Source organism: Undibacterium sp. GW821-FHT07F11, from assembly GCF_059418665.1.
Genome location: NZ_JBWKQH010000014.1, coordinates 45,826 through 70,456, shown reverse-complemented (window position 1 = coordinate 70,456; position 24,631 = coordinate 45,826). Strand labels below are relative to the sequence as shown.

Here is a 24,631-nt window from a genome sequence, read left to right as displayed (position 1 = left end):
TGCTGCACCATGACTAAAGCAAAATGAGTCAGGCGTGGTTAGCTATGCGGTAGATAATAACCTATTTTTTAGAAAAGTGTCATGCTTGAGCCTAAAATGCCAAGGCTACCGCATAGTATACTTGCTCTACCGGCAAAACCAACTATTCTTGATGCTACATAATCCCCTATTGATACCCGCTGGCCCTTTATTCTGGCAACAGGCTGCCCAGGCGTTTTTGCGCGCAGCCAGGGAGCAAGGCTGGGGTCGCCAGCAAGAGAGGGATTTTTCTGCGGTACGGGTTATCGTACCTACCTATCAGCATGCCCATCTCTTATTAAGAGCATTGGGGACGGTATTGCAGGGTAATTTCATCCCGCCACGCATACAAACCCTGTTTGCCTTGCTGGAAATGCAGTCGCCGGATGCTGCACTGCAAGGTAATGCGGGCGGGGATGCCAGTGAAAGGCTCATGGGCTTGTATGCTGAACTACGGCAACATCCCTGGTTAAAGAAATTATTCGGCGCACGCCGCAATACTGACTTATTGCCGCTGGCACAGACCCTGTTGACGCTATCTGATGAGTTGACTGCCGTCTTATTGCCTGCAGTTGGCAAAGACAAGAGTAAACTGGAAAAAGACTGGCAAGCGGCACTGGCGCAATTGCCCGCGCCTGCGCAGGCCCTGTTATCAGAAGAAACGCAACTGGTGTGGTCAGTCTGGCAGAGCCAGCTTGATGGCAATGACCCACAGGTAAAGCGTTATGCGCAATTGCTGCAAATTGCCGCCCAGGCCAACGAGCCTTTGCTATGGATAGCGCCTACCCTGCCTAACCCCATGGAAAACGCATTTCTGCAAGCTTGGGCTAAAAAGCAAAGCGTATTGCAAATCAGCCTGGACTGGCGCGCGCATACCTTGCCGCAGCCGTATTACCATGCCTGGCCGGGTTTACAGGATGTAGGTAGTCAGCACCAGCAAGCGCTGACCGAATATGTAGACACCTCCCATATCCGCCTGTGCCGCGCCACATCGCTGGAAGATGAGGCAGTGCAGGGGGCGCAAACCATCATCAATTGGCTGCAGGCAGGCAAGCAAAGCGTGGCCGTGGTCGCGCAAGACCGCGTTGTGTCCCGCCGCATACGCGCCTTGCTGGAGCGTGCGCAAATCATGGTTGCGGATGAAACCGGCTGGAAACTCTCTACCACCCGCGCTGCGGCCGCCATCGCCGCCTGGCTGGAAGTGGTGACGACAAGGGCCGATACCATAGCTTTGCTGGATTTTTTGAAATCACCTTATTTGCACTGGAAAGACCCGGACAATACTGAGCCTGAGCAAGATGCCATTGCCGCCAAGGCTGACTTGGTCATGCGCATAGAGCTGGTCTTGCGCCGCGCCAATGTGCTGGGTGGCTGGGAATCGGTATTGGCGGCGCTGGATGCGGGCAAGGATACAGCGCCAGCCAGCCGCTGGATCAGGTCCATGTCCCGGCAGGCGGGCAATTTCACGGGCAGGCGCAGCTTGTCTGAGTGGAGTGCGTTGAGCCTGCAGGTGTTCTTCGACCTTTCCATGTTCAATGCCTTCCAGGCAGACCCGGCTGGCGCGCAAATCATACAGTTGCTACAGAAATTGCAGCTCGCCTGCCAGGACTTGAAAACGCCATTCACCTTTGCTGAATGGCGTGCTTTGATGAATCTGCAACTGGAGAGCACAGCATTTGTGTTTGCACATGCCGACAAGCGCGTCGTCATGTTGCCACTGAATGGTGCTCGCCTGCGTCCCTTCGATGCGGTCTTGTTGGTCGGTGCCGATGCTTCTCACCTGCCATCGCAAGCCAGTGAGATTTTGTTTTTTGCGAATGCAGTCAGGCGTGAATGTGGGCTGGAAACCCGCGAGTCGCGCCAGCAACAGCAATTGCGTGATTTTGCCGAACTCTTGCTAAGTAACACTGACATCGTTTTATCCTGGCAGGGGAGTTTGAATGGCGAACATAATCCCGTCAGCCCCTGGCTGGAGCAACTGGGTTTGACACTGGAACGTACCCAGCAAGGCGTGCTGGACAGTCACCCTCTGGATTTACCGGTCAGGACCATGCAAGTCAGCACTCAGCATATGCCCACACCCTCTGCGGCTGCGCTGTTGCCAGCAACTTTATCTGCCAGCGCCTACACCAGCCTGGTGGTGTGCCCTTACCAGTTTTTTGCTGGGCGCATGCTGGGTTTGAGTGCGCTGGATGAACTGTCTGATATGCCAGAAAAGCGTGACTATGGTGACTGGTTGCATGCCATCCTCAAGCGTTACCATGAAGAGTTGAAGGTGGTTCAGGCGATACAACCCGGTATGGATAAAGAAGCGTTGCTGCGTAACATATCCGCTGATTTTTTTGCCGATGTCTTGCAAAAAAGCCCGGCGGCACTAGCTTATAGCGTACGCTGGGATAAAGTCATCCCCGCCTATGTCGCCTGGCTGCAGGCGCATGAAGAAGCTGGCTGGCAGTTTGACATGGGTGAAATCAAGAATGAAAAGGCGCTGGAATGGCAGGGCGGCCAGATCATGCTGAAAGGTCGTATAGACCGCATAGACAGAAATATGAATGGTGAAGTGGCGGTACTTGATTACAAGACTAAAAACCTGAATGACCTGCGCAGGAGACTCAAGGAAGGTGAAGATCATCAACTGCCGTTTTATGGCTTGCTGACGGATTTGCCGGTTAGCGCAGGCAGCTATGTGGCGCTGGAACTGAGTCAGGGCAAGGCTGGTGACGTAGCTGCCGACGATTTTGAGCGCTGGGTTTCAGAGCTGGCACTGGCGATTAAAATCAGCATGTCTGCTATACAGAAAGGTGCTAGCTTGCCAGCTCATGGTGTGGAAGCAAATTGCCAGTATTGTGAAATGCGTGGCCTCTGTCGCAAGGGTGCTTGGTGATGACCGAACCCCTGCAATACTCTCAGGCTTATGAAGTCAATGGCCAGGCTGTAAGTCACGCACACTTTACGGCAACTGCCTGTGACCCGCGCCATAGCGTGGTCGTCGAGGCCTGTGCTGGCAGCGGCAAGACTTGGCTGCTGGTGTCGCGCATGCTGCGCCTATTGCTGGCTGGGGCGGAACCGGCAGAATTATTGGCGATTACCTTTACCCGCAAGGCTGCGCAGGAGATGCGCGAGCGCCTCATGGATTTGTTGCATGAACTGGCACTGGCGGATATCGCTCACGTGCGGCAATTGTTGACTGAGCGCGGCATTGCCGAGGCTGACTTGCAGAATGTCATACCACTGGCACGTGGCCTGTATGAAAAAGTATTATCCAGTCCGCAATCCTTATCACTGGACACGTTCCACAGCTGGTTTGGCCGACTGATACAACTGGCACCGCTGGCATCAGGGGTGCCACATGGCTTTAGCCTGGTGGAAGCCAGTGGCGACATACAGCGCGAAGCCTATGGCCAGCTCATGCAGATGCTGGCGCAGGAAGAGCATACCGACATCAAGGAAGCACTGCTATTCCTGTATCAGGAAATCGGTGACTTCAATGCCCGCGAAATGCTGGAAGCCTTTCTCGACAAGCGGGCAGAGTGGTGGGCCAGCAACCAGCAAATTGAACTGGGCGGCCCGCTGGACTGGTTGCGTGATTTATGCGGCGCAGACCTGTATCAGGATGCACGGCTCAACATCTGGGAAGATGCCCAGCTATATCAGCGCATTGCTCACATAGCCCTGGTATTGGGGCAGGGTTCAAAAAATAACCAGACCAATGCCAGCAAGATAGAGCAGGGTCTGACGGATGGCCCCAGTCTCGAAGCCTTTGCCATTATTTGCGAAGGTTTCATCAATGGACAAGGCAATATCCGCTCGCATAATGTCAAGGTCAAGGCGCTGATTGCGTCCATAGAAAAACATCTGGGCATGGACCAGATCAATGCTTTTGAAGACGAATGCGAAGCGATAGTACAGGCGCTGAATCAGCTGCAAAAACGCAGTGCAGAGAAATTGGTGATGCAAGTCAATGAGGCCCTGTTTGCTGTCGGCACAGCTTATCTTGAATGCTATCAAAGCCTGAAGTCAGACCAGCGGGTATTTGATTTTGCTGACCTGGAATGGCAGGCATATAGACTGCTGAGTAATGAAGAATATGCCGCCTATCTGCATAGCCGTCTTGATGCACGTTACAAACATATCTTGCTGGACGAATTTCAGGATACCAATCCCCTGCAATGGGGCATAGTGCAGGCCTGGCTGGAAGCTTACGGCGACGATGGTGCCAAGCCCAGTGTGTTCGTGGTGGGTGACCCCAAGCAATCCATCTATCGTTTTCGTCGTGCCGAACCGAGAGTGTTTACCGCTGCACAAAATATGCTGGCAGCTCAGGGGGCACGGGTTTTGCGCACCAACCAGACACGTAGGAATGCACCGGCGATTGTTGATGTACTTAATGTCAGCATGCATGGCAATCCGCTGTTTCATGCGCAGACTACTGCTTCAGATGCCGATGGTGCAGTCTGGCGTTTGCCATTGATAGGCATGGCCGCGTCAAGTGATATAGACGAGGTAGGTGAAGAAGAGGTTGCGCCTGCACGGTTCCCGCTGCGCAATCCGCTGACAACCCCACTGGAAGAAGCAGAAAACCAGCAGCGCTATGAAGAGGGCAAGCAAGTCGCACAAGCCTTGCTGGGCATACGTGCCGCGCAGAGTGCAGATAGCTGGCACTGGAGTGACGTGATGCTGCTGGTCAAGCGCCGCACACATTTGTCCGCCTATGAAAAAGCCTTGCGCGAAGCAGGCATCCCTTTTGTGTCCAGCCGTCGGGGCGGCTTGCTGGATGCGCTGGAAGTGCTGGATTTGATCGCACTATTAAATTTCCTGATGACGCCAGGTGACAACCGTGCATTGGCGCATGTGTTAAAGTCGCCCATCATGGCAGCCAGTGATGACGATCTGATTGCGCTGGCCATGCGAGATGAAGCTACATGGTGGAAGCGTTTACAGGCTTTGGCCTTAGCTTCGAAACAGGATGAGTCTTATCCAGTTCTGCAACGCGCTGCAAAACTGTTACAGCAATGGATGGAAGCATCTTATTATTTACCAGTGCATGATTTGCTTGACCGCATCCTGCATCAGGGTGAGATCTTGCAACGCTACGCGCAAGCATCTTCTGTCGCACAGCGTAGCCAGGTCATGGGCAATATCCATAGCTTTACCGAACTTGCCCTGAACCTGGATGCCGGGCGTTATCCAAGCCTGCCAAAATTTATCGCTGCACTGGGTGCCTTGCGTCGTGGTGGCGACAGTGATGCGCCAGACGAATCTGCAGTTGATAGTGCTGCCGATGCTGTACGTATTTTGACTATTCATAGTGCCAAGGGGCTGGAAGCAAAGATCGTCGTCATGCTCGATGCCAATCACAGTGAATCCATGAAAGACAGGATAGGTGTCTTGTGTCAATGGCCTTTGCAGGCTGGTGAGGAAAGGCATTTTTCTGTGTTTGGTAAAAAGGACCAGCGCGGCGCTGCACGCGACCGTTTTTTTGCGCAGGAAGAAGCCCAGGCCACACAAGAAAACTGGAATCTTTTATATGTCGCCATTACACGTGCCAAGCAGGTATTGATACTTAGTGGAGTGCAGAATGGAAAAAAGCAGCCTGTCCCTAGCTGGTACAATTATCTGGATCATGTAGAAGAAAAATTGCCGGATGCTGCTAATGTTGAGAATGAAGTAGAGCAGTATCAGTCATTCAGCATGGCGGTATTTGAGCCTCTTGCCATGCCCGCTGAAGAAGTCATGCTGGAGGTAAGCAGTGACGAACAGTTGGAAGGCATAGCCCTGCACACCTTGATGGAGCGTTTGAGCAATAACGCAAATACCTGGCCAGTAGCAGTACCAGATGCTGAAGCTATCGCAGCCTGGCTGCCCTGTTCCGGCACAGTGGCAGCGGCAATACGTAAACAGGCTGAGTGTATATTCAGTAATTCTGCATTGCAGAAGTTCTATGATACTGCCGCATATATATATGCACGTAATGAAATGGATGTGCTGGTTGAGCAAAAATTATTGCGTCTGGACAGGGTTGTGGTTTTTTCGCATGAAGTCTGGGTGCTGGACTACAAGCGTCAGCTTCTGCCCGGGCAAGAGGCAGGCTATCGTCAGCAATTGCTGGGTTATGTAGACGCCTTAAAGCAGGTATTTTCTGATAAAACAGTCCATGCTGCACTTATTTTAAGCGATGGTAGCCTGATAGACCTGCTCTGAGAGAAAATTTACTCGTATAATTAAAGATCGCATTAACATCGCATTGTTGACTGCCTTATTGGCTACCTTATTGACCATATTAATGAATGCGTTGCATACCCCTTAAACTGAGACATGATGATTTCCGAATTTGAATTGCTTTCTGAAAAAGTGAAGCAGCTTGCCGTGCTGGCACATACCCTGCGTAGTGAAAACGCCAGGCTACGTAATGACGTGGTGTCGCTGGCGACACAAAATACAGACTTGCAACAACGCATGCACCAGGCCCATGACCGTGTCTCTGCCTTGCTGGCACAGTTGCCGGCAGAAGTATTGAATGACAAGGAAGCGGCATGAGCGAAGTAAAAGTAATACAAGTCGATGTCAATATCATGGGCCAGAGCTACAAGCTCAGTTGCCGTGAAGGTGAAGACCGGGCGCTACGCGAAGCCGCAGCTTACCTTGATGGCAAAATGTCGGCCATACGTGATGCCGCCAAAGTCAAAGGTACTGACAGGATAGCTGTCATGGCTGCGTTGAGCATGACAACCGAGTTATTGGCTACCAAATCACCTGAAGGTCCGTTATCTGGTTTGTCTCTGGCGGAGGTAAAGCAAAAGATCCAGGAAATGCATGAAACGATGGATCAGGCTTTGACTCCACAAGAAAAACTATTTTGATCAGCCATCTTATTATTTAATTTAATCAAAATAGCTGGCGACGCATAGGCGTTTCAGGGTACACTTTAGTTCCCTGCCGTGTTCGCCAGTGCCATATATTCCTTGAACCATTTATGTGCATAGGCTGTGGAAAATTATTCGATGGGTGTGAGCGTCGCTAGTCCGATGAACCCGAAATTGAATTGACCGTGGCCAACTTGAACCGCTTAGGTTCAGGATGCCGGCATAGCGGCATCGGTGGGGACTTATTCTGAACGGCTGTCATTTTATATGACAGCCGTTTTTTTATGTCTGATCAATCCACTATGTTTATCGTTCTCATGTGTTTGTGTCGTCGCTACATAAATGTGCGACAATTTCCTTTTGACTTTGCAGGTGTTCAACATGGCATATTGGTTGATGAAGTCTGAGCCGGATGAGATCAGTATTGACGATGTTCTGGCATTGCCGAGCATCCCCTGGTTTGGTGTGCGTAATTACCAGGCGCGTAATTTCATGCGCGATGGCATGAAGGTCGGCGATGGCGTGCTGTTTTACCATTCCAGTTGTGCCGAGCCTGGCATCGCTGGTCTGGCAGAGGTAGCCAGCACAGCCTATCCTGATCACACGCAGTTTGAAAAGGACAGCAAATACTTTGACCCCAAAGCGACGCAAGAAACGCCACGCTGGATGATGGTGGATGTCAAGGCCAAACGTAAGACTCGCCTGCTGAGTCTGGCGGAACTCAGGACTTACCCTGAACTGGCTGACATGACAGTGCTGCAAAAAGGCAGCCGCCTCTCTATTACGCCAGTCAAGCCAGATGAGTGGCGCTTCATACAAAAATTGTTGAAGGGCGACACTTGAAATTCTCCCCATTCACTACAAATTCTGCAACAGAATCGGTCGAGCCTCTTGCCGCTGCCAAATTCATCAAAGAAATAGGACGCGGCAAAGATGGAGCGCGCAGTATGACGCAAGCTGATGCCGCAATGCTCTATACCGCCATGCTGGCCGGACGGGTCTCTGATCTGGAGCTCGGCGGCATCTTGCTGTCCATGCGTATCAAGGGTGAGTCCATAGAAGAAATTTCGGGCTTCCTGCAGGCGGCTCAACCCTATATTTTGCCGCTGCAGGCACCTGCAGATAGTTCTTATGCTCCGGTAGTGATACCCACATATAACGGCGCACGCAAGAAAGCCAATCTGACGCCTTTGCTGGCTTTGCTGCTGGCACGACGGGGCGTACCTGTACTGGTACATGGCGTGCGCACAGATGCCGGGCGTGTAGCTACCGCTGAGATATTCCAGGCCCTGGGTTTGCCTTTGGTAACAAGCCCTGAGCAGGTCCTGGAGCAGATGCAGCAAAAGCAGCCAGCCTTTATGCCCATAGACGCATTATCACCCGCGATGGCGCATTTGCTGAGCCTGCGTCGTATTCTTGGCGTGCGCAATTCCACTCATACACTGGTCAAACTCTTGCAACCTTTTGTCGTACCCGCCTTACGCCTGAGCTCTTATACTCACCCTGAGTATCTGTTGATGCTGCAAGCCTATTTTTCACGTTGCGCACCATCTGAAGCAGGGGATGTGTTCCTCATGCGCGGTACCGAAGGCGAGACAGTTGCCAGTACCGGCCGGGCTCAGCAGATAGACTGGTTCCATGCAGGACAGGGCACTACCCTGGTGCCTGCGCAGCAAGAGCCTTTGGCAGAAGTACCCGTGGTTCCTGACAGCATAGATGCTGCTACAACAGCGAGCTGGATCAGCTCAGTGCTGGCTTGTGATATTGCCGTGCCTGAAAATATTGCTGCACAAGTTGAGCATTGCGTCAGCATTGCTCAGCGTTTGCGACAACAAAGCTAAGGTTATATCCATGATGGAAACCAGTTTTGCAGAAATCAGTCCTGATGTGCGTGACGATCCGCGCCTGGAAAAAGTGCTCGACTTCCTGAGCAGGATAGGTATCACCATCATAGAGCGCGAACTGCGACATGCGACGTTTTTGCCTGGCCTTGACCTGGGGCCTGGATGCATTTACGTGGATTACGACAAACTCAAATATCCAGGTGATATGGTGCATGAAGCGGGACACCTTGCAGTAACGCCACCTGCTAATCGTGCACTCATTGGTACCGATCAGCAAGACAAAGACTGGCCACCGCAAGGTGAAGAAATCGCGGCTATTTTATGGTCACTGGCGGTGGCCAGGGAACTTGATTTGCCACTGGATTTTGTTTTTCATCCTAACGGCTACAAGGATGATTCAAGCTGGTTGATAGAGACTTTTGAATCAGGTAATTTTATTGGCTTGCCATTCTTGGAATGGGCGGGTTTGAGTTTGGGGCCGGTACGGGCGGAGAAAGAGTGTAAGCCAGCGTTTCCCAAGATGTTGAGATGGATACGGGAATAGCTCGGGGTTATTATGTTGCCCGGTGAAGTTGAGCTTCGAAGATGTACGCCATGATCTTGCGTTTTTAGGTACTTACCAGAATTAGATGGCTAATAAATTCGGGACAACCCTATTAACCTCATTCCAACGTGTCTTTGGCTGGAATCCACCGGGCTGGCGCTTCAGATGCGTTTTCGGCGACTATTGCGTGAATTAATTTCAGATTCGTATTATTTTTCGGCCCTATTTTTTCAAATACGTGCATACGCCATTTGAGATCGCAGGCCGATGGTAAACCAGCAGCTACACACCTTTTTGCTTCGCCAAAAAGTTTCCATTTTCTGTACAGTACAAACGGCGTCGACACATGGGAACTGCCAAAGTCAAAGTCAAAACCAACGGCAACTTCAAAACCAAGCCTAGTACAACCATCGACCATATTTCAACGCACTCTTGATCATTCTTCAAATTCATCACCCATAAAAAAACGCCGGATCACTCCGGCGTTTTTAATCAGCTTAACAAACAATCAGAAGTTAGCCTTGAACTGCACACCGAAGTTGCGTGGTTCGTTCAGGATGCCTGTCAGGTTGTTGAAGTCGATGGCGGCAATGACTTGTTGCTTGTTGGTGATGTTGCGACCATAAGCAGCCAGTTCATATTTGCCGTCAGCCCACATGTAGCCTACACGCAAACCGCCTTCGAGCAGAGACTTGGCTTTGTATTCCTTGGCTTCATACAAGAACATATTGTAAGTATCTTTGTAAGACCAGTCGGTATTGGCATACAGCGTGCCTTCGCCGATTTGTGTGGAATAACGCAGCGAGAAGTTGCCTACCCATTTAGGTGCGCGTGGCAGTGGGTTGCCACCAATCAGGACCGTGCCGGCTACCGGGCCAGCTGGGTTGGTGACTGTACAGCCATTACCGCAAGGAGCGACGAACAGTTTGCCATCCCTGATTTCAGTATCGTTATAGCTGATACCTACTGTGGTTTTCCAGTTGCGGCTCAGGTTGGCTTGCAAATCCATTTCAAAGCCCTGGCCAACAGCCTTGTCCGCATTGACCAGTTTGTTCTGGTTCACTGCACCACTGCCTGCGGTCAGTTGCAAGTCTTTGGCCGTGTATTGGAATACGGTGGCGCTGATACGTGCAGTATTATCCAGGATGTCTTTCTTGATACCGGCTTCGAAAGACAGGGTTTTTTCAGAGTTGGCTACAGAGATGCTGTCGCCGAACAGGACGCGACCCTGAATGCTTGGTGCACGATAACCAGTTGCTATACGGGCAAACACGGATGTTGCTTTATCCAGTGTGTAATTGGCACCCAGATCCCAACTGATATTGGTTGCTGATGGATTGGCGCGCAATACTGGCGTACCAGGTGTGCCGAATGCCGTGCCTGGTGTCCAGGTACGCTGTGCATCAAAATCTTTCTTGTCGCTGGTGTAACGGATGCCACCACGCAGCTTGAACTGGTCATTGACTGCATAGTTCAACGTACCGAAAGCGGCCCAGGACTTGGCATTCTGATGTTGAACAGCATAGCCATCTTGTGGATTACCTGGCGCGAAGGAATTGTAGTCAAAGCTGTCAACTTGCAGGTCTTCACTGAAGTAGTACAGACCGGCAATCCATTGCAACGGGTCTTTGGTATTGGACTCGACGCGGAACTCTTGTGTGATCTGTTTCAGGCTAGGCAGACCATCTGCGGTTTCAGCAGGGAAGGGAATGAAGCCAGGGCCCATGGTCGGCATGAAGGATGCACCATAGCCACCGTCCACGTCTGCGCGGCTATAGAATTTTGCCTTGTCATACGCGGTGATGGAATGCAGACTCATGCCTGGCATATCCCAGCGCAAACGCAGGCTGCCGCCGGACGATTGCAATTTTTGGCTGTTCAGGCCATCAGTAGGATAGCTGCCATAGTCAAAGCCTGGTACCAGTTCATTCGTGCCTTTTTGTATGATATTTGCGCGGAACAGGGTGGCATTGCCAGTCATGTCGCGGCCATGCAAATTCACCAGGGCGCTGAAGTCGCCGTTTTTATACGAGAATTGCAGGCGTGCTGCATTGTCGCGGTAACCTTCGAGGTTTTTCTCGCCGGTAGAACGTGGATTGGTGACACGGTCATCACGTGTTTGTGATTGTGCCGAGAAGCGCATTGCCCAGTCTTGATTCAACGGGACATTGATCGCACCTTCCAGGTTGATAGCTTTGTAGTTACCAAAGCCGATATTGCCGTAACCTTCAAGGCGACGGGTAGGTTTGGCAGAGTCAAACTTCAATACACCAGCAGGCGAGTTGCGGCCAAACAGCGTACCTTGCGGGCCACGCAGAATTTCAACCTGGTCAACGTCAAATACCGGGAAACCCTTCAACATCGGGCTTTCTTGTACCACCTCGTCATATACCAGACCAACTGGCTGGGATGCATTCAGATCGAAATCGGTATTGCCCAGGCCGCGAATATAGAAACGTGGGAAAGAACGGCCAAAGTCAGATTCGACGTTCAGGCTGGGAACGCGGGCTGCGAGGAAGCGAATATCCTGGCCGCTGGCATTGTAAGTATCGAGAGCTTCACCCTTGATAGCAGAAATAGACATCGGTACTTCCTTGATGTTTTCTGCGCGGCGGTTAGCAGTAACGATAACGGTTTCCAATTGTGTACCGTCATTTTTGGCGGCAGGCTTGGCATCCTGAGCCCAGGCAGCCTGCATGGGGAAGGCTGCAGCGACCGCCAGGGCGATCACGCTCAGGCTGACTCCCTTATGCAATTGCTGAGAAATAGTTTTGCGCATGTTAAATTCCCAAGTTGATGTTAATCGATGGTGTTCTGAAATGGTGCACTTGCACCATCCCTGAAATGGGGCGTGGTGAAATCGGGGATTTCGCTACGAGCACCACCGCAAACGTTTGCGTAATCGTTTGCGTGGCGGCGAAACTGTTATCTCTCTAGCCAGCAAACAAGTCAAGAATTACTTAAAATCAAATAAGGAAATGCGGTTTTTGCTGCAAGAATGTTGCTAATTTCAAACAGTAATGTTGCTGAACAGAATTCTCGGTTTGCTGATTTTTCATGCTTGAAAATGGGGCATTGAAAAAGTGTGGTTCGCCAAGTGGACTTGATGCAAGCAGGAATTGCCATGAAAATTTTCATGACATATCAGGTATTTGAAAAAAACTGGTCTGCTCGACGACACTGTCAAGCATCAATCGCTGTGTCGTCGAGAAATAAAATCAACTCAAAAAAACTTGGTGGCCGCACATGTCAGCACATCAAGAAAATATTGAATTTGTTGTTGAGTTACATGACTGATCAGGCAGCGTAGTAAGCAGCTTGATTCAGATCGGTAAGCAGAGATGGACCTTGAGGTTCCCATGCTAGCAGTTCTCTCGTCCGCAAACTGGAGGCAGCCATGTCAGCGCCTGCCATTTTTGCAAACCAGCCAAAGTGCTCAGCGTCCCGCGATTCGACTGGCAAGCCCAGGTGGCGGCCTATCATTTCGGCGATTGTTTTGAAGGAGATGCTCTCGTCAGCGATTGCATGATAGACCGATTCGGTCACCCCTTGTTCTAATGCCAGGCGGTAGACACGTGCAGCGTCTTGCCGGTGTACCCCAGACCAGCAATTCTGGCCCTCGCCAAGATACGCCGAGACAGCTTTTTCCTTTGCCAGGCGTATCAGCAATGGTACAAAACCATAATCACCAAGGCCATGAACTGACGGCGCCAGCCGGACTGTCGCCGCACGTATACCGCGTTGAGCCAGTGCCCGGGCAGTCGGTTCGGATTTGCGCGGTGAACCTGGATTGGGCAGATCCAGTTCGCTTGCTCCACGCGTCATTCCCAACAGGCCCGAGGTAACGATCAACGGACGGTCGGATCCCTCCAGGGCACTTCCCAGTGCCTCAATGACAAGACGGTCTTGTTCGCAATTCTCAATGAATTTGGAAAAATCATGATTGAACGCGGTATGAATGACAGCGTCTGCCTTGTCTGCAGCTGTTCGCAGTGCATCAAGATCTTCCAGTCTGGCGAGCAAGACCTTCGCCCCCGTTGCAGCAAGTGCTGCCGTCTTTTCGACAGAGCGGGCAAGCCCGGTCACCAGGTGACCTGCGTCTGTCAATTCTTGAACTACTGCAGAGCCTACCCAACCCGTGGCGCCAGTGACAAATACATGCATGTTATTTTCCTTGAAATTAATAATAGTTTGTGAGAGTTCAGTCCAGCCACATCGATACTTCTACATCTCCACCAAACGGCAGGGACAGATAACCGCTACCTGGTGCACGTATCTGCGCCAGGTAATCCGGGCTGTAATCCGCGTTGTCAGCGATGATCAGTGCGCCAGGGCGCAAGTGCTTTTCGATGAGCATCAGGACATCGCTATAGAGTGCCTTGGCACCATCAAGCAATAGCAGGTCGATAGAGCCGGGAAGATCTGTTGCCAGCGTTTGCAAGGCATCGCCTTCGCGTATCTCGACCAGGTTGGCCAGGCCACCTTCGTCCAGATGTTTGCGAGCCTGTGCTACTTTCGATGGTTCAAACTCGCTGCTGATCAGGTGACCACCGCCGTTATCGCGCAGTGCTGCAGCCAGGTGCAGGGTGGAGATGCCGAAGGAAGTGCCAAATTCAACGATGTTGCGTGCATTGCCGCTGCGCGCCAGCATGTAGAGCAGTACGCCAGTCTCGCGTGACACGGGCAGCCAGAGGTCTTTCAGCAAGCTATAGAAATCCAGATATTCTGTTTTGCTGTGCATCAGGCGTTCGCGCTCTTCACGCGAAATGCTGGCGATGGCTGGGCTTGTCGCCGCTGCGGCTTCTCTGAACAGACGCTCAAGCAAGGGCGCCAGTGTGGGGGAAGTGAGTGTATTGATCATCAATGTATCCGGTTCTGAATTGTGTGCAAATGTGAGTGCCACTGCCGTGCAGGTGGCTACAAATGAAACGCGATTAATTCGTCGCATTGGTGAAAAATGATACGGGCAATGATTTGCGTTGACTAATCGCATTGGGCCTCGCGTTTTTGCCCAGGCTTGCGCTATTGGATAAGTCTTTGATTCGCTACGAGAATTTGCGTGTCGTGTCGCCGCCACCGAGGTCTTGAATGGCATTTCATCAGATCAAAGCTCAGGTTTTGCTTTGGCGTGAAATTATTTTCATTGTAATGATTCAGGTAGATTGCAAGCTGATTGAGGGATGACACAGCTTGGGTTAAGATGTGACGAATTCATCGCATTACGACAGGATGGGTTTGCCATTTCTTTGTTCGTTTCCGACTGTTTATTCCTCTATGACCACTCGCCGTCGACCCCAGGTTTCCACTCGCAAGCAACCACAACAGGTCCGTTCGACCGGGCTGGTAACTGCAATCCTGCAGGCTGCTGTTCAGGTATTGGCGCAAGAAGGCGTGACGCGTTTTACTACGGCGAGAGTGGCAGAGAGGGCAGGGGTCAGCATAGGTTCGGTTTATCAATATTTCCCTAACAAGGCAGCCATCCTGTTCCGGCTGCAAACCGACGAGTGGCAACATACCACTGAGATGTTGCGTCGCATTCTTGAAGATGGCAGCAAGCCTCCACTTGAGCGCCTGCGCACACTGGTTCACGCTTTCATACGCTCAGAATGCGAGGAGGCCGAAACGCGTCTGGCGCTCAGTGACGCCGCACCGCTTTATCGCGACGCGCCTGAGGCGCAGGAGATACGGGCTTCGGCAGACCGGACTATTGAGCTATTTATGGTGGAAGTGCTGCCCGCGGCATCTGCTGCTGCGCGCACGCTTGCTGGTGATCTGGTCACCACTACCTTGAGTTCAGTAGGCAGCAGTTTTTCTGGCACACGCCGTAAGCAGGCAGAGATCAAAACCTATGCTGATGCCATGGCAGATATGTTTTGTGCTTATCTCAAGGGTATTCAGCAAGATTGAGCTGGGTTGGCAGATTCATTGTGCGTGCCATAAGCTACAATCTCGCCTGAATTTTTGAAAGTACCGAAAGTAAATGCCATGAGTAATCAATTTGATCTTGCCGTGATAGGCGCTGGCGCAGCCGGAATGATGTGTGCTGCTGTTGCAAGCCAGCGTGGCAAGCGCGTGGTATTGATCGATCATGCCACCCGTTTGGCAGAAAAAATCCGTATCTCCGGCGGTGGGCGATGCAATTTCACCAACCTGCATGCGGGTCCGAACAATTTTCTTTCTGAAAACCCGCACTTTTGTAAAAGCGCCTTGTCGCGCTATACACCGCAAGATTTCTTGTCTCTGATGAAGCGCTATCAGATTGCCTGGCATGAGAAGCATAAAGGCCAATTGTTTTGCGACGATAGTGCGGAAGATATCATCCAAATGTTGAAAGCCGAATGTGATGCTGGCAAGGTGGACTGGCGCATGGGCTGTAAAGTCGATGAGGTGCAAAAACAGGAGCAGGGTGGTTTCTTGCTGCAAACCAGCGCAGGTGTCATCCGCACGGCGCAAGTGGTGATAGCCTGTGGTGGTTTGTCGATTCCTAAAATTGGGGCGACGGATTTTGCCCATAAAGTAGCGCGCCAGTTTGGCCTGAAAATCATAGAGCCACGACCTGCCCTGGTACCTTTGACATTTGATGCTAAAGCCTGGGAGCCTTTCGTGCCCTTGTCTGGTATTTCGCTGGAAGTTGATATAGAAACAGGTGAGAAAAAATCACGCACGGTATTCCGTGAAGACTTGCTGTTCACTCACCGTGGCTTGTCTGGTCCGGCGGTATTGCAGATTTCCAGCTTTTGGGAGCCAGGCAAGGTTATACGCATCAATCTTTTGCCAGAAGTGGATGTGGCAGAAGACCTGGTTGGCAATAAATCGACCATCAAAAAGAATCTTGCCAATCATTTATCGCAATACCTGCCAGCGCGCCTGGTTGATGGCTTGTTGACTGCCCATGGTTTTGCCGGCGATGCCAGGGTGGCGGACATGCAAGACAAGCGCTTGCGTCTGCTGGGCGAAAAATTGAATCGCTGGGAGCTGATACCCAATGGTTCTGAAGGTTACCGCAAGGCTGAAGTAACCCGTGGTGGTGTGGATACGCGTGAATTGTCCCAGCAAAGCATGATGTCAAATAAAGTAGCTGGCCTGTATTTTATTGGCGAGGCAGTTGATGTGACGGGCTGGCTGGGTGGCTATAATTTTCAGTGGGCCTGGGCCTCAGGTACAGCGGCTGGACTGGCCATATAAGTGTGTTGTAAGGGCGTTGTATTTTTGCCTGTTATAATACACGGTAGCAGTATGTTGAATTGCATTTCATTTTTTACTCTTTAGTAAGTGATATTCAGATGCATACCCCTGTAAATATCGAAATTTCCAGCTAAAAGTGGATGCGAATTTGATGATCTTGTTGCGCCTTGTACAGGTTTTTGCGCAAGATTTAATCATCTTCCTTCCATTAATTTAATTTTCCTGTTAATATCTCGGTCTTCCTATAAATCTTTCCATGGTTTGAACTTACATGACCACAATTCGCCTTAAAGAAAACGAGCCGTTCGAAGTTGCCATGCGCCGCTTCAAGCGCACTATCGAAAAGACCGGTCTGTTGACCGAATTGCGCGCTCGCGAGTTCTACGAGAAGCCAACAGCAGAACGCAAACGCAAGTTGGCGGCTGCTGTTAAGCGTCACTACAAACGTATTCGTAGTCAGCAATTGCCTAAGAAGATGTACTAATCCAGCTGTTGTGTCCGGCAATTTGTCGGGTGCATCGCGGTTAGCGCATTAAACTTAGGTTTGCATGCCCGCTCCGGTCAGCCGCAGCGGGCTTTGTTGTCTTTGTTTCGAGCATTGTGCGGGCATTGCATTTGCCAGATTCTATGCGCCCGGACCGATATGCGATTCCAGTGCAAATTTGCGCGGAATTCATTTAAATAATTTCAGGAGCAGCTTATGAGTTTGAAAGAACAGATCACCGATGACATGAAGGCTGCCATGCGTGCCAAAGAAACAGTCAAGCTGGGTACTATCCGCTTGCTGACGGCTGCCATGAAGCAAAAAGAAGTGGATGAGCGCGTAGAGCTGGATGATGGCATGGTATTGGCCATCATAGAAAAAATGCTCAAGCAGCGTAAAGATTCCATCACCCAGTTTGAAGCGGGTGGCCGCCAGGATCTGGCTGATATAGAAAAAGCTGAGCTTGCAGTCTTGTCTGTCTACATGCCAGCTGCAATGTCGGATGAAGAAGTACAGGCGGCCGTGGCTGCTGCCGTGGCAGAAACTGGTGCTGCAGGCCCGCAAGACATGCGTAAAGTGATTGATGTATTGAAGGCAAAACTGGCTGGCCGCGCCGATATGGGCAAGGTCTCTGGTCTGGTCAAGGCGGCATTGTCCAAGTAATTCGTCTTAGACTTTTGTTTTATCCTTTAGCTGGCGTCCTGCTTTGATACCACAAAGTTTTATACAGGATTTACTGGCCCGCGTTGATATTGTCGACGTGGTGGGTAAATACGTGCAGCTCAAAAAAGGTGGCGCAAACTACATGGGTTTGTGCCCCTTTCATAACGAAAAATCCCCCAGCTTTACCGTCAGCCCGACCAAGCAGTTTTATCACTGTTTTGGCTGCGGCGCACATGGAAGTTCCATTGGTTTTTTGATGGAATATTCTGGTCTCAGCTATGTTGATGCCATCCGCGATCTGGCGCAAAACAATGGCATGATCGTGCCGGAAGAAGACAGGCTCTTGCCCGCGCAACGGGCAGAAGTCACGGCAAAAAGCCTGGCTTTGTCTGAAGTCATGACCAAGGCCGGTGAATACTATAAACAGCAATTGCGTACCGCACCGCAAGCCATCGCTTATCTTAAGAAGCGTGGTTTGACTGGTGAAATAGCGGCGCGCTTTGGTCTTGGTTTTTCGCCGGATGCCTGGGATGGTTTGCGCAGTGTTTTCACTGATTACAATGTGCCAGCTCTGGTCGAAGCCGGTCTGGTCATTGATAAAAGTGAAGAAGAAGGTGGTGGCCGCAAGCGTTATGACCGTTTCCGTGACCGCGTTATGTTCCCGATACGTAATACCAAAGGCCAGATCATTGGTTTTGGTGGCCGCATCATGGAGCAGGGTGAGCCCAAATACCTGAATTCGCCAGAAACCCCCTTGTTTCAAAAAGGCCTGGAGTTATATGGTCTGTTTGAAGCGCGTCAGGCTATTCGTGAAGCTGGCTATGTGCTCGTCACTGAGGGTTATATGGACGTGGTGGCGCTGGCGCAAATGGGGTTCCCACAAGCTGTGGCAACCCTGGGAACGGCTTGTACGCCTACCCATGTGCAAAAACTCTTGCGCCAGACGGATCACGTGATTTTCAGTTTTGATGGCGACAGTGCCGGTCGCCGTGCGGCCAGGCGTGCGCTCGATGCTTGCCTGCCCCATGCGAATGATGACAAGGTCATCAAGTTCCTGTTCTTGCCCAAAGAGCATGACCCCGATAGTTATATCCGCGAATTTGGCACGGATGCCTTTGAGCAAGAAGTGCGCGACGCCATGCCCTTGTCGCAATTCTTCATGCGCGAAATGATAGGTGACAACGATTTGACGACGGCAGAAGGGCGTGCCCGCACTCAGTTTGATGCCAAGCCCTTGTTGCAGGCAATGCAATCATCCGGCATGCGTTTGCAACTGGTGCGTAATCTGGCACAGGTCACGCAAACCAGCCCGGCTGAAATTGAAGCCATGTTTGAACTCAGTCAGCCGGTGGCGCGCATCAAGCAGGCGCCGCCTAAAAGCAAGCGTAATGCACCTGTTGGCCTGGAGCTGCAGATCATGCGCATCCTGGTTGCTCACCCTTCATTGGCAATGATGCTTGATGAAAGCGTGCTGGCGGATGCAGCCGCGCTGGCTCCTGATGGTGCCAACATGCTGCGCAGCCTGGTATTTACCGCGCAAAGCATGGGGGAGGGTGCTCAGTTTGCTGCGCTTGCCGAGCAATTACGATCCCTTGGCTCTGACTTTGATGCATTGATCGCCGAGATGGCTGAGCAGGCCGAAACGGATATTGATATTGTCAGATTGGAATTGGCCGGTGCCTTGCGTCAGATGCGTCATCAAGTCTTGCGTGCCGAGGCAGAAAACCTTGCGCTGCGCGGATTGCGTACCCCGGAAGACATGGCGCGCTACCGTGAAATTACCCAGTTGCAAGATCAGCTCAAGAAGCAGGCGGCGGCTGAAGCTGCTTTGCGTTGAAATAAAGACAATCTCCAATTTTGGAACTTTTTCTCGTACATGGCTGTCATGGCAGTTTGTATCGGGGTCTTGTTATTTTCAGTTTTGGCGTCATTTCTGCTATGGAGATTCAGGCGGGCATCAAATTATTTAATTATTTACCAAGTAATTTGACAGGCCAGTGTGGCGTGACGTGAGTTTTTTGCCTGTTTTTTCTTCAGTATTTGCCTAAAAATTATTCACTAAATTGTCGTTAAGTTGATATATGCACAGTCTTAGGCTGGAGTAAAGTACGTTCGCATGGTATAATTAAAGGCTTTCGATTCAAGGTCTTAGGTTGTTTCATTCTGGGCGAAGCTTTTTGCATTTGCACAGAATGTGTTGTTTAGGTGAGCGTAATGCTCCTCCGAGTAACCCAAAACACTGGCGCTGAGACTCGGGAAGTCTGCAACAAACCAGATTTTGCTCTGCGATGCCGATCAACAGATCTGCTGGCAGCGCATTTTCTTTTTTGTGAAGTACCCACAGGCGACTTCCTCAGTTCCGGATGGTTTGATTCAATGGCTAGCGCAATGAAGAAACCCGCGAAAACCCTGAAGTCCACTACGGTAACAAAAGCCGTGGCAGCCGCGCCCAAGAAAGCGCCAGCCACTGCGACGAGCAAGACGGTAAAAGCTGCTGCAAGTGCCGGTACCAAGGCAAAAACAGCTGTGCAGGCTGTTGCACGGAGTACGAGTAGTAAGACTGTGAACGTCAGTAAAACCGACAAAACAGCGGAGCAAAAAGGGGTTGCGAAAGATGTTAAAGCGCCTAAAGTGATAAAGACCTCACTGGCAGCCGAGACAGTTCAGGCGAAACAGGCAACAAGTAAAGCAGTATTGAAGGCGGCAACAAAAGCCAAAGACACGGATGCAGTATCCGCGTCTGCGACAAAAACGGCTGGTAAGGAAGTGAGCGGCAAGAATGCGACACCACCGGCAAAAAAAGGGACTCAGCCAGCAGAAGTGGCCGAATCCCAGCTCAGTGGAAAAACCAGGAGTGCATCTGCAGCCCGGCCAGAACCAGTATCCGTATCATCGAAAGCTTCTGTGACAATTAACAAAACCGATTCAAAGACAGTGACTAAGCCAACCAAGAATTCAGCGAAAGCTGCACCAGAGGTGCAGGAAATCAAAACCGGTTCTGCGCCTACCGTAAGCCAGACGACCGATGCTGCGGTGCTTGCCGCAATCGACACCTCCGGCTATGTTTTGCCTGGGGTGAAGGTGCCTGGTCGCCGTGGTCGCAAGCCAAAAGAATACCAGCCTGAGAATGAAGAAATCGCGGCGCTCAATGCAGTAGAGCGTGCCGAGATGAAAGCCATCGACAAGGCCAAGGCAAAAGACCGCAAGGCCAAAGAAAAGGCTTTGCTGAAAGATGCCTTCTCTTCTGACCCTGAGGCTACTGAAGAAGAACTCGAACGTCGTCGCCAGAAACTGAAAACCCTGATCAAGCTGGGTAAGGACCGTGGCTACCTGACGTTTGCAGAAATCAACGATCACTTGCCAGAAAACGTTGTTGATCCTGAAGCCATTGAAGGCATCATCGGTACCTTCAACGACATGGGTGTGGCCGTCTATGAGCAGGCACCTGACGCTGAAACATTGCTGTTGTCGGATAATGTCGTCACTGTCACGACCGATGATGATGAAGTTGAAGCCGCTGCTGAAGCTGCACTGTCTACCGTTGACTCTGATTTTGGTCGTACCACTGACCCTGTGCGCATGTATATGCGTGAAATGGGGTCGGTTGAGTTGCTGACGCGCGAAGGCGAAATCGTCATTGCGAAGAAAATCGAAGAAGGCCTGAAAGACATGATACAGGCTATCTCTGCCTGTCCAACCACAATTGCAGAGATCCTGGCTGCGGCTGACCGTATCGCTGCCGATGAAATCAAGATTGATGAAATCGTCGATGGTCTGGTTGACCCGAATGCAGACGAGCAGGCTGCACCGGTAGTTGTGGTGGCTGCCGAGGAATCGTCTGAAGAGGACGAAGAAGAAGAGGAAGAAGAAGAGGAAGAAGAAGACGATGACGGCGGTGCTGCTGGTGCTGCTGCCATCTCTGCTGAGCAACTCGAACAATTGAAGCGCGATGCTTTGGCAAAATTCGAAATTATTTCGACGAATTTTGACAAAATGCGCAAGTCCTACGAAAAAGAGGGCTACAACTCCAAGACCTACGTCAAGGCGCAAGAAGCGATTTCCAGTGAGTTGCTGGGAATACGTTTTACAGCAAAAGTGGTTGAGAAGTTGTGTGACACCCTGCGTGGCCAGGTTGATGAAGTGCGCCATGTAGAAAAGCAGATACTGGAAGTTGTCGTCAATCGTTGCGGTATGCCACGTTCTCACTTCATTAAAGTTTTCCCTGGCAATGAAACCAATCTGAGCTGGGTTGAGGGCGAAGTGAATTCCGGCCACTCCTACAGTGCAGTGTTGGGGCGTAACATCCCTTCAGTGCAACAACTGCAGCAAAAACTGATCGATCTGCAATCTCGTGTAGTCCTGCCTTTACCTGATCTGCGCAACATCAATAAAAAGATGTCTGCCGGTGAAATGAAGGCACGTAAAGCCAAGCGTGAAATGACCGAGGCCAACTTGCGTTTGGTGATTTCCATCGCCAAGAAATATACCAACCGTGGTCTGCAATTCCTGGATCTGATCCAGGAAGGTAACATCGGCTTGATGAAGGCCGTGGACAAGTTTGAATATCGCCGCGGTTATAAATTCTCGACCTATGCAACATGGTGGATACGTCAGGCCATTACCCGTTCTATCGCTGATCAGGCACGCACGATCCGTATTCCTGTGCATATGATAGAAACGATTAATAAAATGAATCGTATCTCCCGTCAGATTTTGCAAGAGACGGGTGTAGAACCTGATCCGGCAACACTGGCGATCAAGATGGAAATGCCGGAAGATAAAATTCGCAAGATCATGAAGATTGCGAAAGAGCCAATTTCCATGGAAACACCGATAGGCGACGATGATGATTCCCATCTGGGCGACTTCATTGAAGACAATCACACACTGGCACCGGCTGACGCTGCTCTGCACGCCTCCATGCGCAATGTGGTCAAGGATGTACTTGATTCCCTGACCCCACGTGAAGCAAAAGTATTGCGCATGCGCTTTGGTGTAGAGATGTCGACCGACCATACTTTGGAGGAAGTGGGCAAGCAATTCGACGTGACCAGGGAGCGTATTCGTCAAATAGAAGCCAAGGCTTTGAGAAAATTACGTCATCCTTCACGTTCTGATAAGCTGAAGAGCTTCCTAGAAGGTAATTAATGTTGTACAATGGGCGTCGGTTTTTTCGGTGCCCATTCAATTGATATTGTGCTGAGTTGTTTTAGTTTTCGGCACAGTATTTTGCAGGTGGCAGCATCGGGCTTTTCCTGCAAACCTGAAGTATTTGTCCAATCCTGGATTATCCTCAGATTAAAGCAGGCAGAGCTTGCAGAAAGAATTGGGCCTCTAGCTCATGTTGGTTAGAGCAGCGGACTCATAATCCGTTGGTACCGTGTTCGACTCACGGGAGGCCCACCAATTACCATGACTGATATCAAGTCCCCAGCTATACCTACCACTGAGCAAACTACACCAGACGTGAAGTTTGCCGATTTCGGCCTGGCGCCGGAAATCTTGCGTGCCCTGACAGATCAGGGTTATGTGCATCCAACTCCCATTCAGGAACAGGCAATCCCGGTTGTCTTGCAAGGTCGTGATGTCATGGGCGCTGCCCAGACCGGCACCGGCAAGACGGCAGGTTTTTCTTTGCCTATCATCCAGTTGTTGCTGGCCCATGCAAGCACCAGTGCTTCGCCGGCACGGCACCCTGTACGCGCGCTGATCCTGACGCCGACACGTGAACTGGCTGACCAGGTTGCAGAAAACGTTAAAGCCTATTCCCGTCACACGCCCTTGCGTTCTACAGTCGTATTTGGTGGAATGGACATGGCCCCGCAGACGGCAATCTTGCGCAGTGGTGTTGAGATCGTGATCGCCACGCCTGGCCGTTTGCTTGACCACGTACAACAAAAAACCGTCAACCTGTCACAGGTCCAGATCCTGGTCATGGATGAGGCTGACCGCATGCTGGACATGGGCTTCTTGCCTGACTTGCAGCGCATCATCAACCTGTTGCCCAAGAAACGCCAGAACCTGATGTTCTCTGCGACTTTCTCGCAAGAGATCAAAAAGCTCGCTGCCAGTTTCCTGACCAATCCGCAAACCATAGAGGTGGCGCGCAGTAATGCTACTGCTGATAATGTTACGCAGATTTTGTACAAGGTATCGACGGAAGAAAAACGCGATGCTGTGTCCTTCATCATCCGTGAGCGCGGCCTGAAGCAAGTCATCGTGTTCTCCAATACCAAGATAGGTGCGTCACGCCTGGCTGTGCATCTGGTCAAGCAAGGTGTAAAAGCATCTGCCATCCATGGTGACAAGTCACAGCAAGAGCGTATGGCTGCACTCGAAGCCTTCAAGCAAGGTGAAGTTGAAGTGCTGGTGGCGACTGATGTGGCCGCACGTGGCCTTGATATTGCCGAACTTCCTTGCGTCATCAATTTTGATTTGCCATATAACGCTGAAGACTATGTCCACCGCATAGGCCGTACTGGCCGTGCTGGTGCCAAGGGTGATGCTATCTCTCTGCATACGGACCAGGATGAGCGTCTGCTGATCGACATAGAAAAAATGATCAAGCAAAAAATCGTGCGCCTGCATCTGGCCGGTTTTGTGGCAACATCCGTGCATCAATCAGAACACCGTGCGCCGCGTGAGCGTGGTGAATCCAGTGATCGTTCAGGTGGCCGCGACCGTTCTGACCGTGGTGAAAGAAGTGAGCGCCCGGCACGCAGCTATCAGCCACCAAAAGAAAAAGTTGATCCCTGGTTCCTCAAGCCTTACGAACCTAGCTCTGGTGCCAGTTCAGTCAGCAACAACACGACAGCTTCCATGGCATCGCCATCGAATAGCAGTACAGCAGCCAAGCCACAGAAACGTGCGGCTTTGTTGGGTGGGTTTCCTAAGAACTAAAATCGGGTATAGCAAGGTCCATGGCTTTGCTGAGTGCATATGAAATATCGTAGGTTGGGCTGCGCTTCACCAGCCCAACACGGGGCGTTTAAATGACGTGTACGTATATTAAGGCCCAGTGTTGGGCTGA

Annotated in this window: 18 protein-coding genes, 1 tRNA gene and 1 other RNA gene; 16 read left to right on the top strand and 4 right to left on the bottom strand. The window is 51.1% G+C overall.

Annotation, left to right across the window (positions count from 1 at the left end):
- The first annotated feature begins 151 nt into the window (after nucleotides 1–151).
- The 8 genes from AC07OI_RS28160 to AC07OI_RS28125 all read left to right on the top strand — a co-directional run bounded on the left by AC07OI_RS28160 (nucleotide 152) and on the right by AC07OI_RS28125 (nucleotide 9,269).
- Complete coding sequence (locus AC07OI_RS28160) at nucleotides 152–2,902, top strand: PD-(D/E)XK nuclease family protein (RefSeq protein WP_495259447.1); 2,751 nt, start codon at nucleotides 152–154, stop codon at nucleotides 2,900–2,902.
- Nucleotides 2,902–6,219: a UvrD-helicase domain-containing protein gene (locus AC07OI_RS28155; RefSeq protein WP_495259446.1), complete on the top strand. Its 3,318-nt coding sequence runs from the start codon at nucleotides 2,902–2,904 to the stop codon at nucleotides 6,217–6,219. Before AC07OI_RS28160 ends, AC07OI_RS28155 begins: the two co-directional genes overlap by 1 nt.
- A gap of 114 nt (nucleotides 6,220–6,333) precedes the next feature.
- The gene (locus AC07OI_RS28150; RefSeq protein WP_492708322.1) at nucleotides 6,334–6,555 is read left to right on the top strand and encodes a DUF904 domain-containing protein; all 222 of its coding nucleotides are present in this window, start codon (nucleotides 6,334–6,336) and stop codon (nucleotides 6,553–6,555) included.
- A complete protein-coding gene (locus tag AC07OI_RS28145; RefSeq protein ID WP_423010778.1) occupies nucleotides 6,552–6,878 on the top strand; it encodes a cell division protein ZapA in 327 nt (108 codons plus the stop codon). The genes AC07OI_RS28150 and AC07OI_RS28145 overlap by 4 nt, the downstream gene beginning before the upstream one ends.
- Before the next feature lie 67 nt (nucleotides 6,879–6,945).
- A non-coding RNA gene (gene ssrS / locus AC07OI_RS28140) (6S RNA) lies at nucleotides 6,946–7,126 on the top strand.
- A 136-nt stretch (nucleotides 7,127–7,262) separates the two neighbouring features.
- Nucleotides 7,263–7,724, top strand: a complete 462-nt coding sequence (locus tag AC07OI_RS28135) for an EVE domain-containing protein (protein WP_492708320.1) — start codon at nucleotides 7,263–7,265, stop codon at nucleotides 7,722–7,724.
- The gene (gene ybiB / locus AC07OI_RS28130) at nucleotides 7,721–8,722 is read left to right on the top strand and encodes a DNA-binding protein YbiB (protein WP_495259445.1); all 1,002 of its coding nucleotides are present in this window, start codon (nucleotides 7,721–7,723) and stop codon (nucleotides 8,720–8,722) included. The genes AC07OI_RS28135 and ybiB overlap by 4 nt, the downstream gene beginning before the upstream one ends.
- A 10-nt stretch (nucleotides 8,723–8,732) precedes the next feature.
- The gene (locus AC07OI_RS28125; RefSeq protein WP_495259444.1) at nucleotides 8,733–9,269 is read left to right on the top strand and encodes a hypothetical protein; all 537 of its coding nucleotides are present in this window, start codon (nucleotides 8,733–8,735) and stop codon (nucleotides 9,267–9,269) included.
- Between the two features lie 118 nt (nucleotides 9,270–9,387).
- Here the strand turns inward: AC07OI_RS28125 and AC07OI_RS28120 are convergent, their stop codons facing one another.
- The 4 genes from AC07OI_RS28120 to AC07OI_RS28105 form a co-directional block, all read right to left on the bottom strand.
- A complete protein-coding gene (locus AC07OI_RS28120; protein ID WP_495259443.1) occupies nucleotides 9,388–9,687 on the bottom strand; it encodes a hypothetical protein in 300 nt (99 codons plus the stop codon).
- A gap of 90 nt (nucleotides 9,688–9,777) precedes the next feature.
- Nucleotides 9,778–12,048, bottom strand: a complete 2,271-nt coding sequence (locus AC07OI_RS28115) for a TonB-dependent receptor (RefSeq protein WP_495259442.1) — start codon at nucleotides 12,046–12,048, stop codon at nucleotides 9,778–9,780.
- 518 nt (nucleotides 12,049–12,566) lie between these two features.
- On the bottom strand, nucleotides 12,567–13,433 hold the full coding sequence (locus AC07OI_RS28110; protein ID WP_495259441.1) for an SDR family oxidoreductase: 867 nt from the start codon (nucleotides 13,431–13,433) through the stop codon (nucleotides 12,567–12,569).
- 37 nt (nucleotides 13,434–13,470) lie between these two features.
- A complete protein-coding gene (locus tag AC07OI_RS28105) occupies nucleotides 13,471–14,130 on the bottom strand; it encodes an O-methyltransferase (RefSeq protein WP_495259440.1) in 660 nt (219 codons plus the stop codon).
- Nucleotides 14,131–14,543: 413 nt separating this feature from the next.
- On the opposite strand from AC07OI_RS28105, the gene AC07OI_RS28100 reads away from it, so the two are divergent.
- The 8 genes from AC07OI_RS28100 to AC07OI_RS28065 all read left to right on the top strand — a co-directional run bounded on the left by AC07OI_RS28100 (nucleotide 14,544) and on the right by AC07OI_RS28065 (nucleotide 24,501).
- Nucleotides 14,544–15,176: a TetR/AcrR family transcriptional regulator gene (locus AC07OI_RS28100; RefSeq protein ID WP_495259439.1), complete on the top strand. Its 633-nt coding sequence runs from the start codon at nucleotides 14,544–14,546 to the stop codon at nucleotides 15,174–15,176.
- 78 nt (nucleotides 15,177–15,254) lie between these two features.
- Nucleotides 15,255–16,454 carry a BaiN/RdsA family NAD(P)/FAD-dependent oxidoreductase gene (locus AC07OI_RS28095; RefSeq protein ID WP_495259438.1) on the top strand — a complete coding sequence of 400 codons (1,200 nt, stop codon included), beginning with the start codon at nucleotides 15,255–15,257 and terminating at the stop codon, nucleotides 16,452–16,454.
- Nucleotides 16,455–16,725: 271 nt separating this feature from the next.
- Complete coding sequence (gene rpsU, locus AC07OI_RS28090) at nucleotides 16,726–16,938, top strand: 30S ribosomal protein S21 (protein ID WP_005877634.1); 213 nt, start codon at nucleotides 16,726–16,728, stop codon at nucleotides 16,936–16,938.
- A gap of 216 nt (nucleotides 16,939–17,154) precedes the next feature.
- Nucleotides 17,155–17,601, top strand: coding sequence for a GatB/YqeY domain-containing protein (locus AC07OI_RS28085; protein ID WP_110257242.1), 447 nt, complete (start codon nucleotides 17,155–17,157; stop codon nucleotides 17,599–17,601).
- 43 nt (nucleotides 17,602–17,644) lie between these two features.
- Nucleotides 17,645–19,438, top strand: a complete 1,794-nt coding sequence (dnaG, locus tag AC07OI_RS28080; RefSeq protein WP_492708304.1) for a DNA primase — start codon at nucleotides 17,645–17,647, stop codon at nucleotides 19,436–19,438.
- A gap of 551 nt (nucleotides 19,439–19,989) precedes the next feature.
- Nucleotides 19,990–22,749 carry an RNA polymerase sigma factor RpoD gene (gene rpoD, locus AC07OI_RS28075; RefSeq protein WP_492708302.1) on the top strand — a complete coding sequence of 920 codons (2,760 nt, stop codon included), beginning with the start codon at nucleotides 19,990–19,992 and terminating at the stop codon, nucleotides 22,747–22,749.
- A gap of 180 nt (nucleotides 22,750–22,929) precedes the next feature.
- Nucleotides 22,930–23,007: transfer RNA gene (locus AC07OI_RS28070), tRNA-Ile, on the top strand.
- Nucleotides 23,008–23,013: 6 nt separating this feature from the next.
- Complete coding sequence (locus tag AC07OI_RS28065) at nucleotides 23,014–24,501, top strand: DEAD/DEAH box helicase (RefSeq protein ID WP_492708300.1); 1,488 nt, start codon at nucleotides 23,014–23,016, stop codon at nucleotides 24,499–24,501.
- Nucleotides 24,502–24,631: the final 130 nt, after the last annotated feature.

Excerpts from the sequence above, each read along its gene's own strand:
- AC07OI_RS28160 (WP_495259447.1), top strand. The coding sequence starts at position 152 with ATGCTACATAATCCCCTATTGATACCCGCTGGCCCTTTATTCTGGCAA.
- AC07OI_RS28155 (WP_495259446.1), top strand. The coding sequence starts at position 2,902 with ATGACCGAACCCCTGCAATACTCTCAGGCTTATGAAGTCAATGGCCAG.
- AC07OI_RS28150 (WP_492708322.1), top strand. The coding sequence starts at position 6,334 with ATGATGATTTCCGAATTTGAATTGCTTTCTGAAAAAGTGAAGCAGCTT.
- AC07OI_RS28145 (WP_423010778.1), top strand. The coding sequence starts at position 6,552 with ATGAGCGAAGTAAAAGTAATACAAGTCGATGTCAATATCATGGGCCAG.
- AC07OI_RS28135 (WP_492708320.1), top strand. The coding sequence starts at position 7,263 with ATGGCATATTGGTTGATGAAGTCTGAGCCGGATGAGATCAGTATTGAC.
- AC07OI_RS28125 (WP_495259444.1), top strand. The coding sequence starts at position 8,733 with ATGATGGAAACCAGTTTTGCAGAAATCAGTCCTGATGTGCGTGACGAT.
- AC07OI_RS28120 (WP_495259443.1), bottom strand. The coding sequence starts at position 9,687 with ATGGTCGATGGTTGTACTAGGCTTGGTTTTGAAGTTGCCGTTGGTTTT.
- AC07OI_RS28115 (WP_495259442.1), bottom strand. The coding sequence starts at position 12,048 with ATGCGCAAAACTATTTCTCAGCAATTGCATAAGGGAGTCAGCCTGAGC.
- AC07OI_RS28110 (WP_495259441.1), bottom strand. The coding sequence starts at position 13,433 with ATGCATGTATTTGTCACTGGCGCCACGGGTTGGGTAGGCTCTGCAGTA.
- AC07OI_RS28105 (WP_495259440.1), bottom strand. The coding sequence starts at position 14,130 with ATGATCAATACACTCACTTCCCCCACACTGGCGCCCTTGCTTGAGCGT.
- AC07OI_RS28100 (WP_495259439.1), top strand. The coding sequence starts at position 14,544 with ATGACCACTCGCCGTCGACCCCAGGTTTCCACTCGCAAGCAACCACAA.
- AC07OI_RS28095 (WP_495259438.1), top strand. The coding sequence starts at position 15,255 with ATGAGTAATCAATTTGATCTTGCCGTGATAGGCGCTGGCGCAGCCGGA.
- rpsU (WP_005877634.1), top strand. The coding sequence starts at position 16,726 with ATGACCACAATTCGCCTTAAAGAAAACGAGCCGTTCGAAGTTGCCATG.
- AC07OI_RS28085 (WP_110257242.1), top strand. The coding sequence starts at position 17,155 with ATGAGTTTGAAAGAACAGATCACCGATGACATGAAGGCTGCCATGCGT.
- rpoD (WP_492708302.1), top strand. The coding sequence starts at position 19,990 with ATGAAGAAACCCGCGAAAACCCTGAAGTCCACTACGGTAACAAAAGCC.
- AC07OI_RS28065 (WP_492708300.1), top strand. The coding sequence starts at position 23,014 with ATGACTGATATCAAGTCCCCAGCTATACCTACCACTGAGCAAACTACA.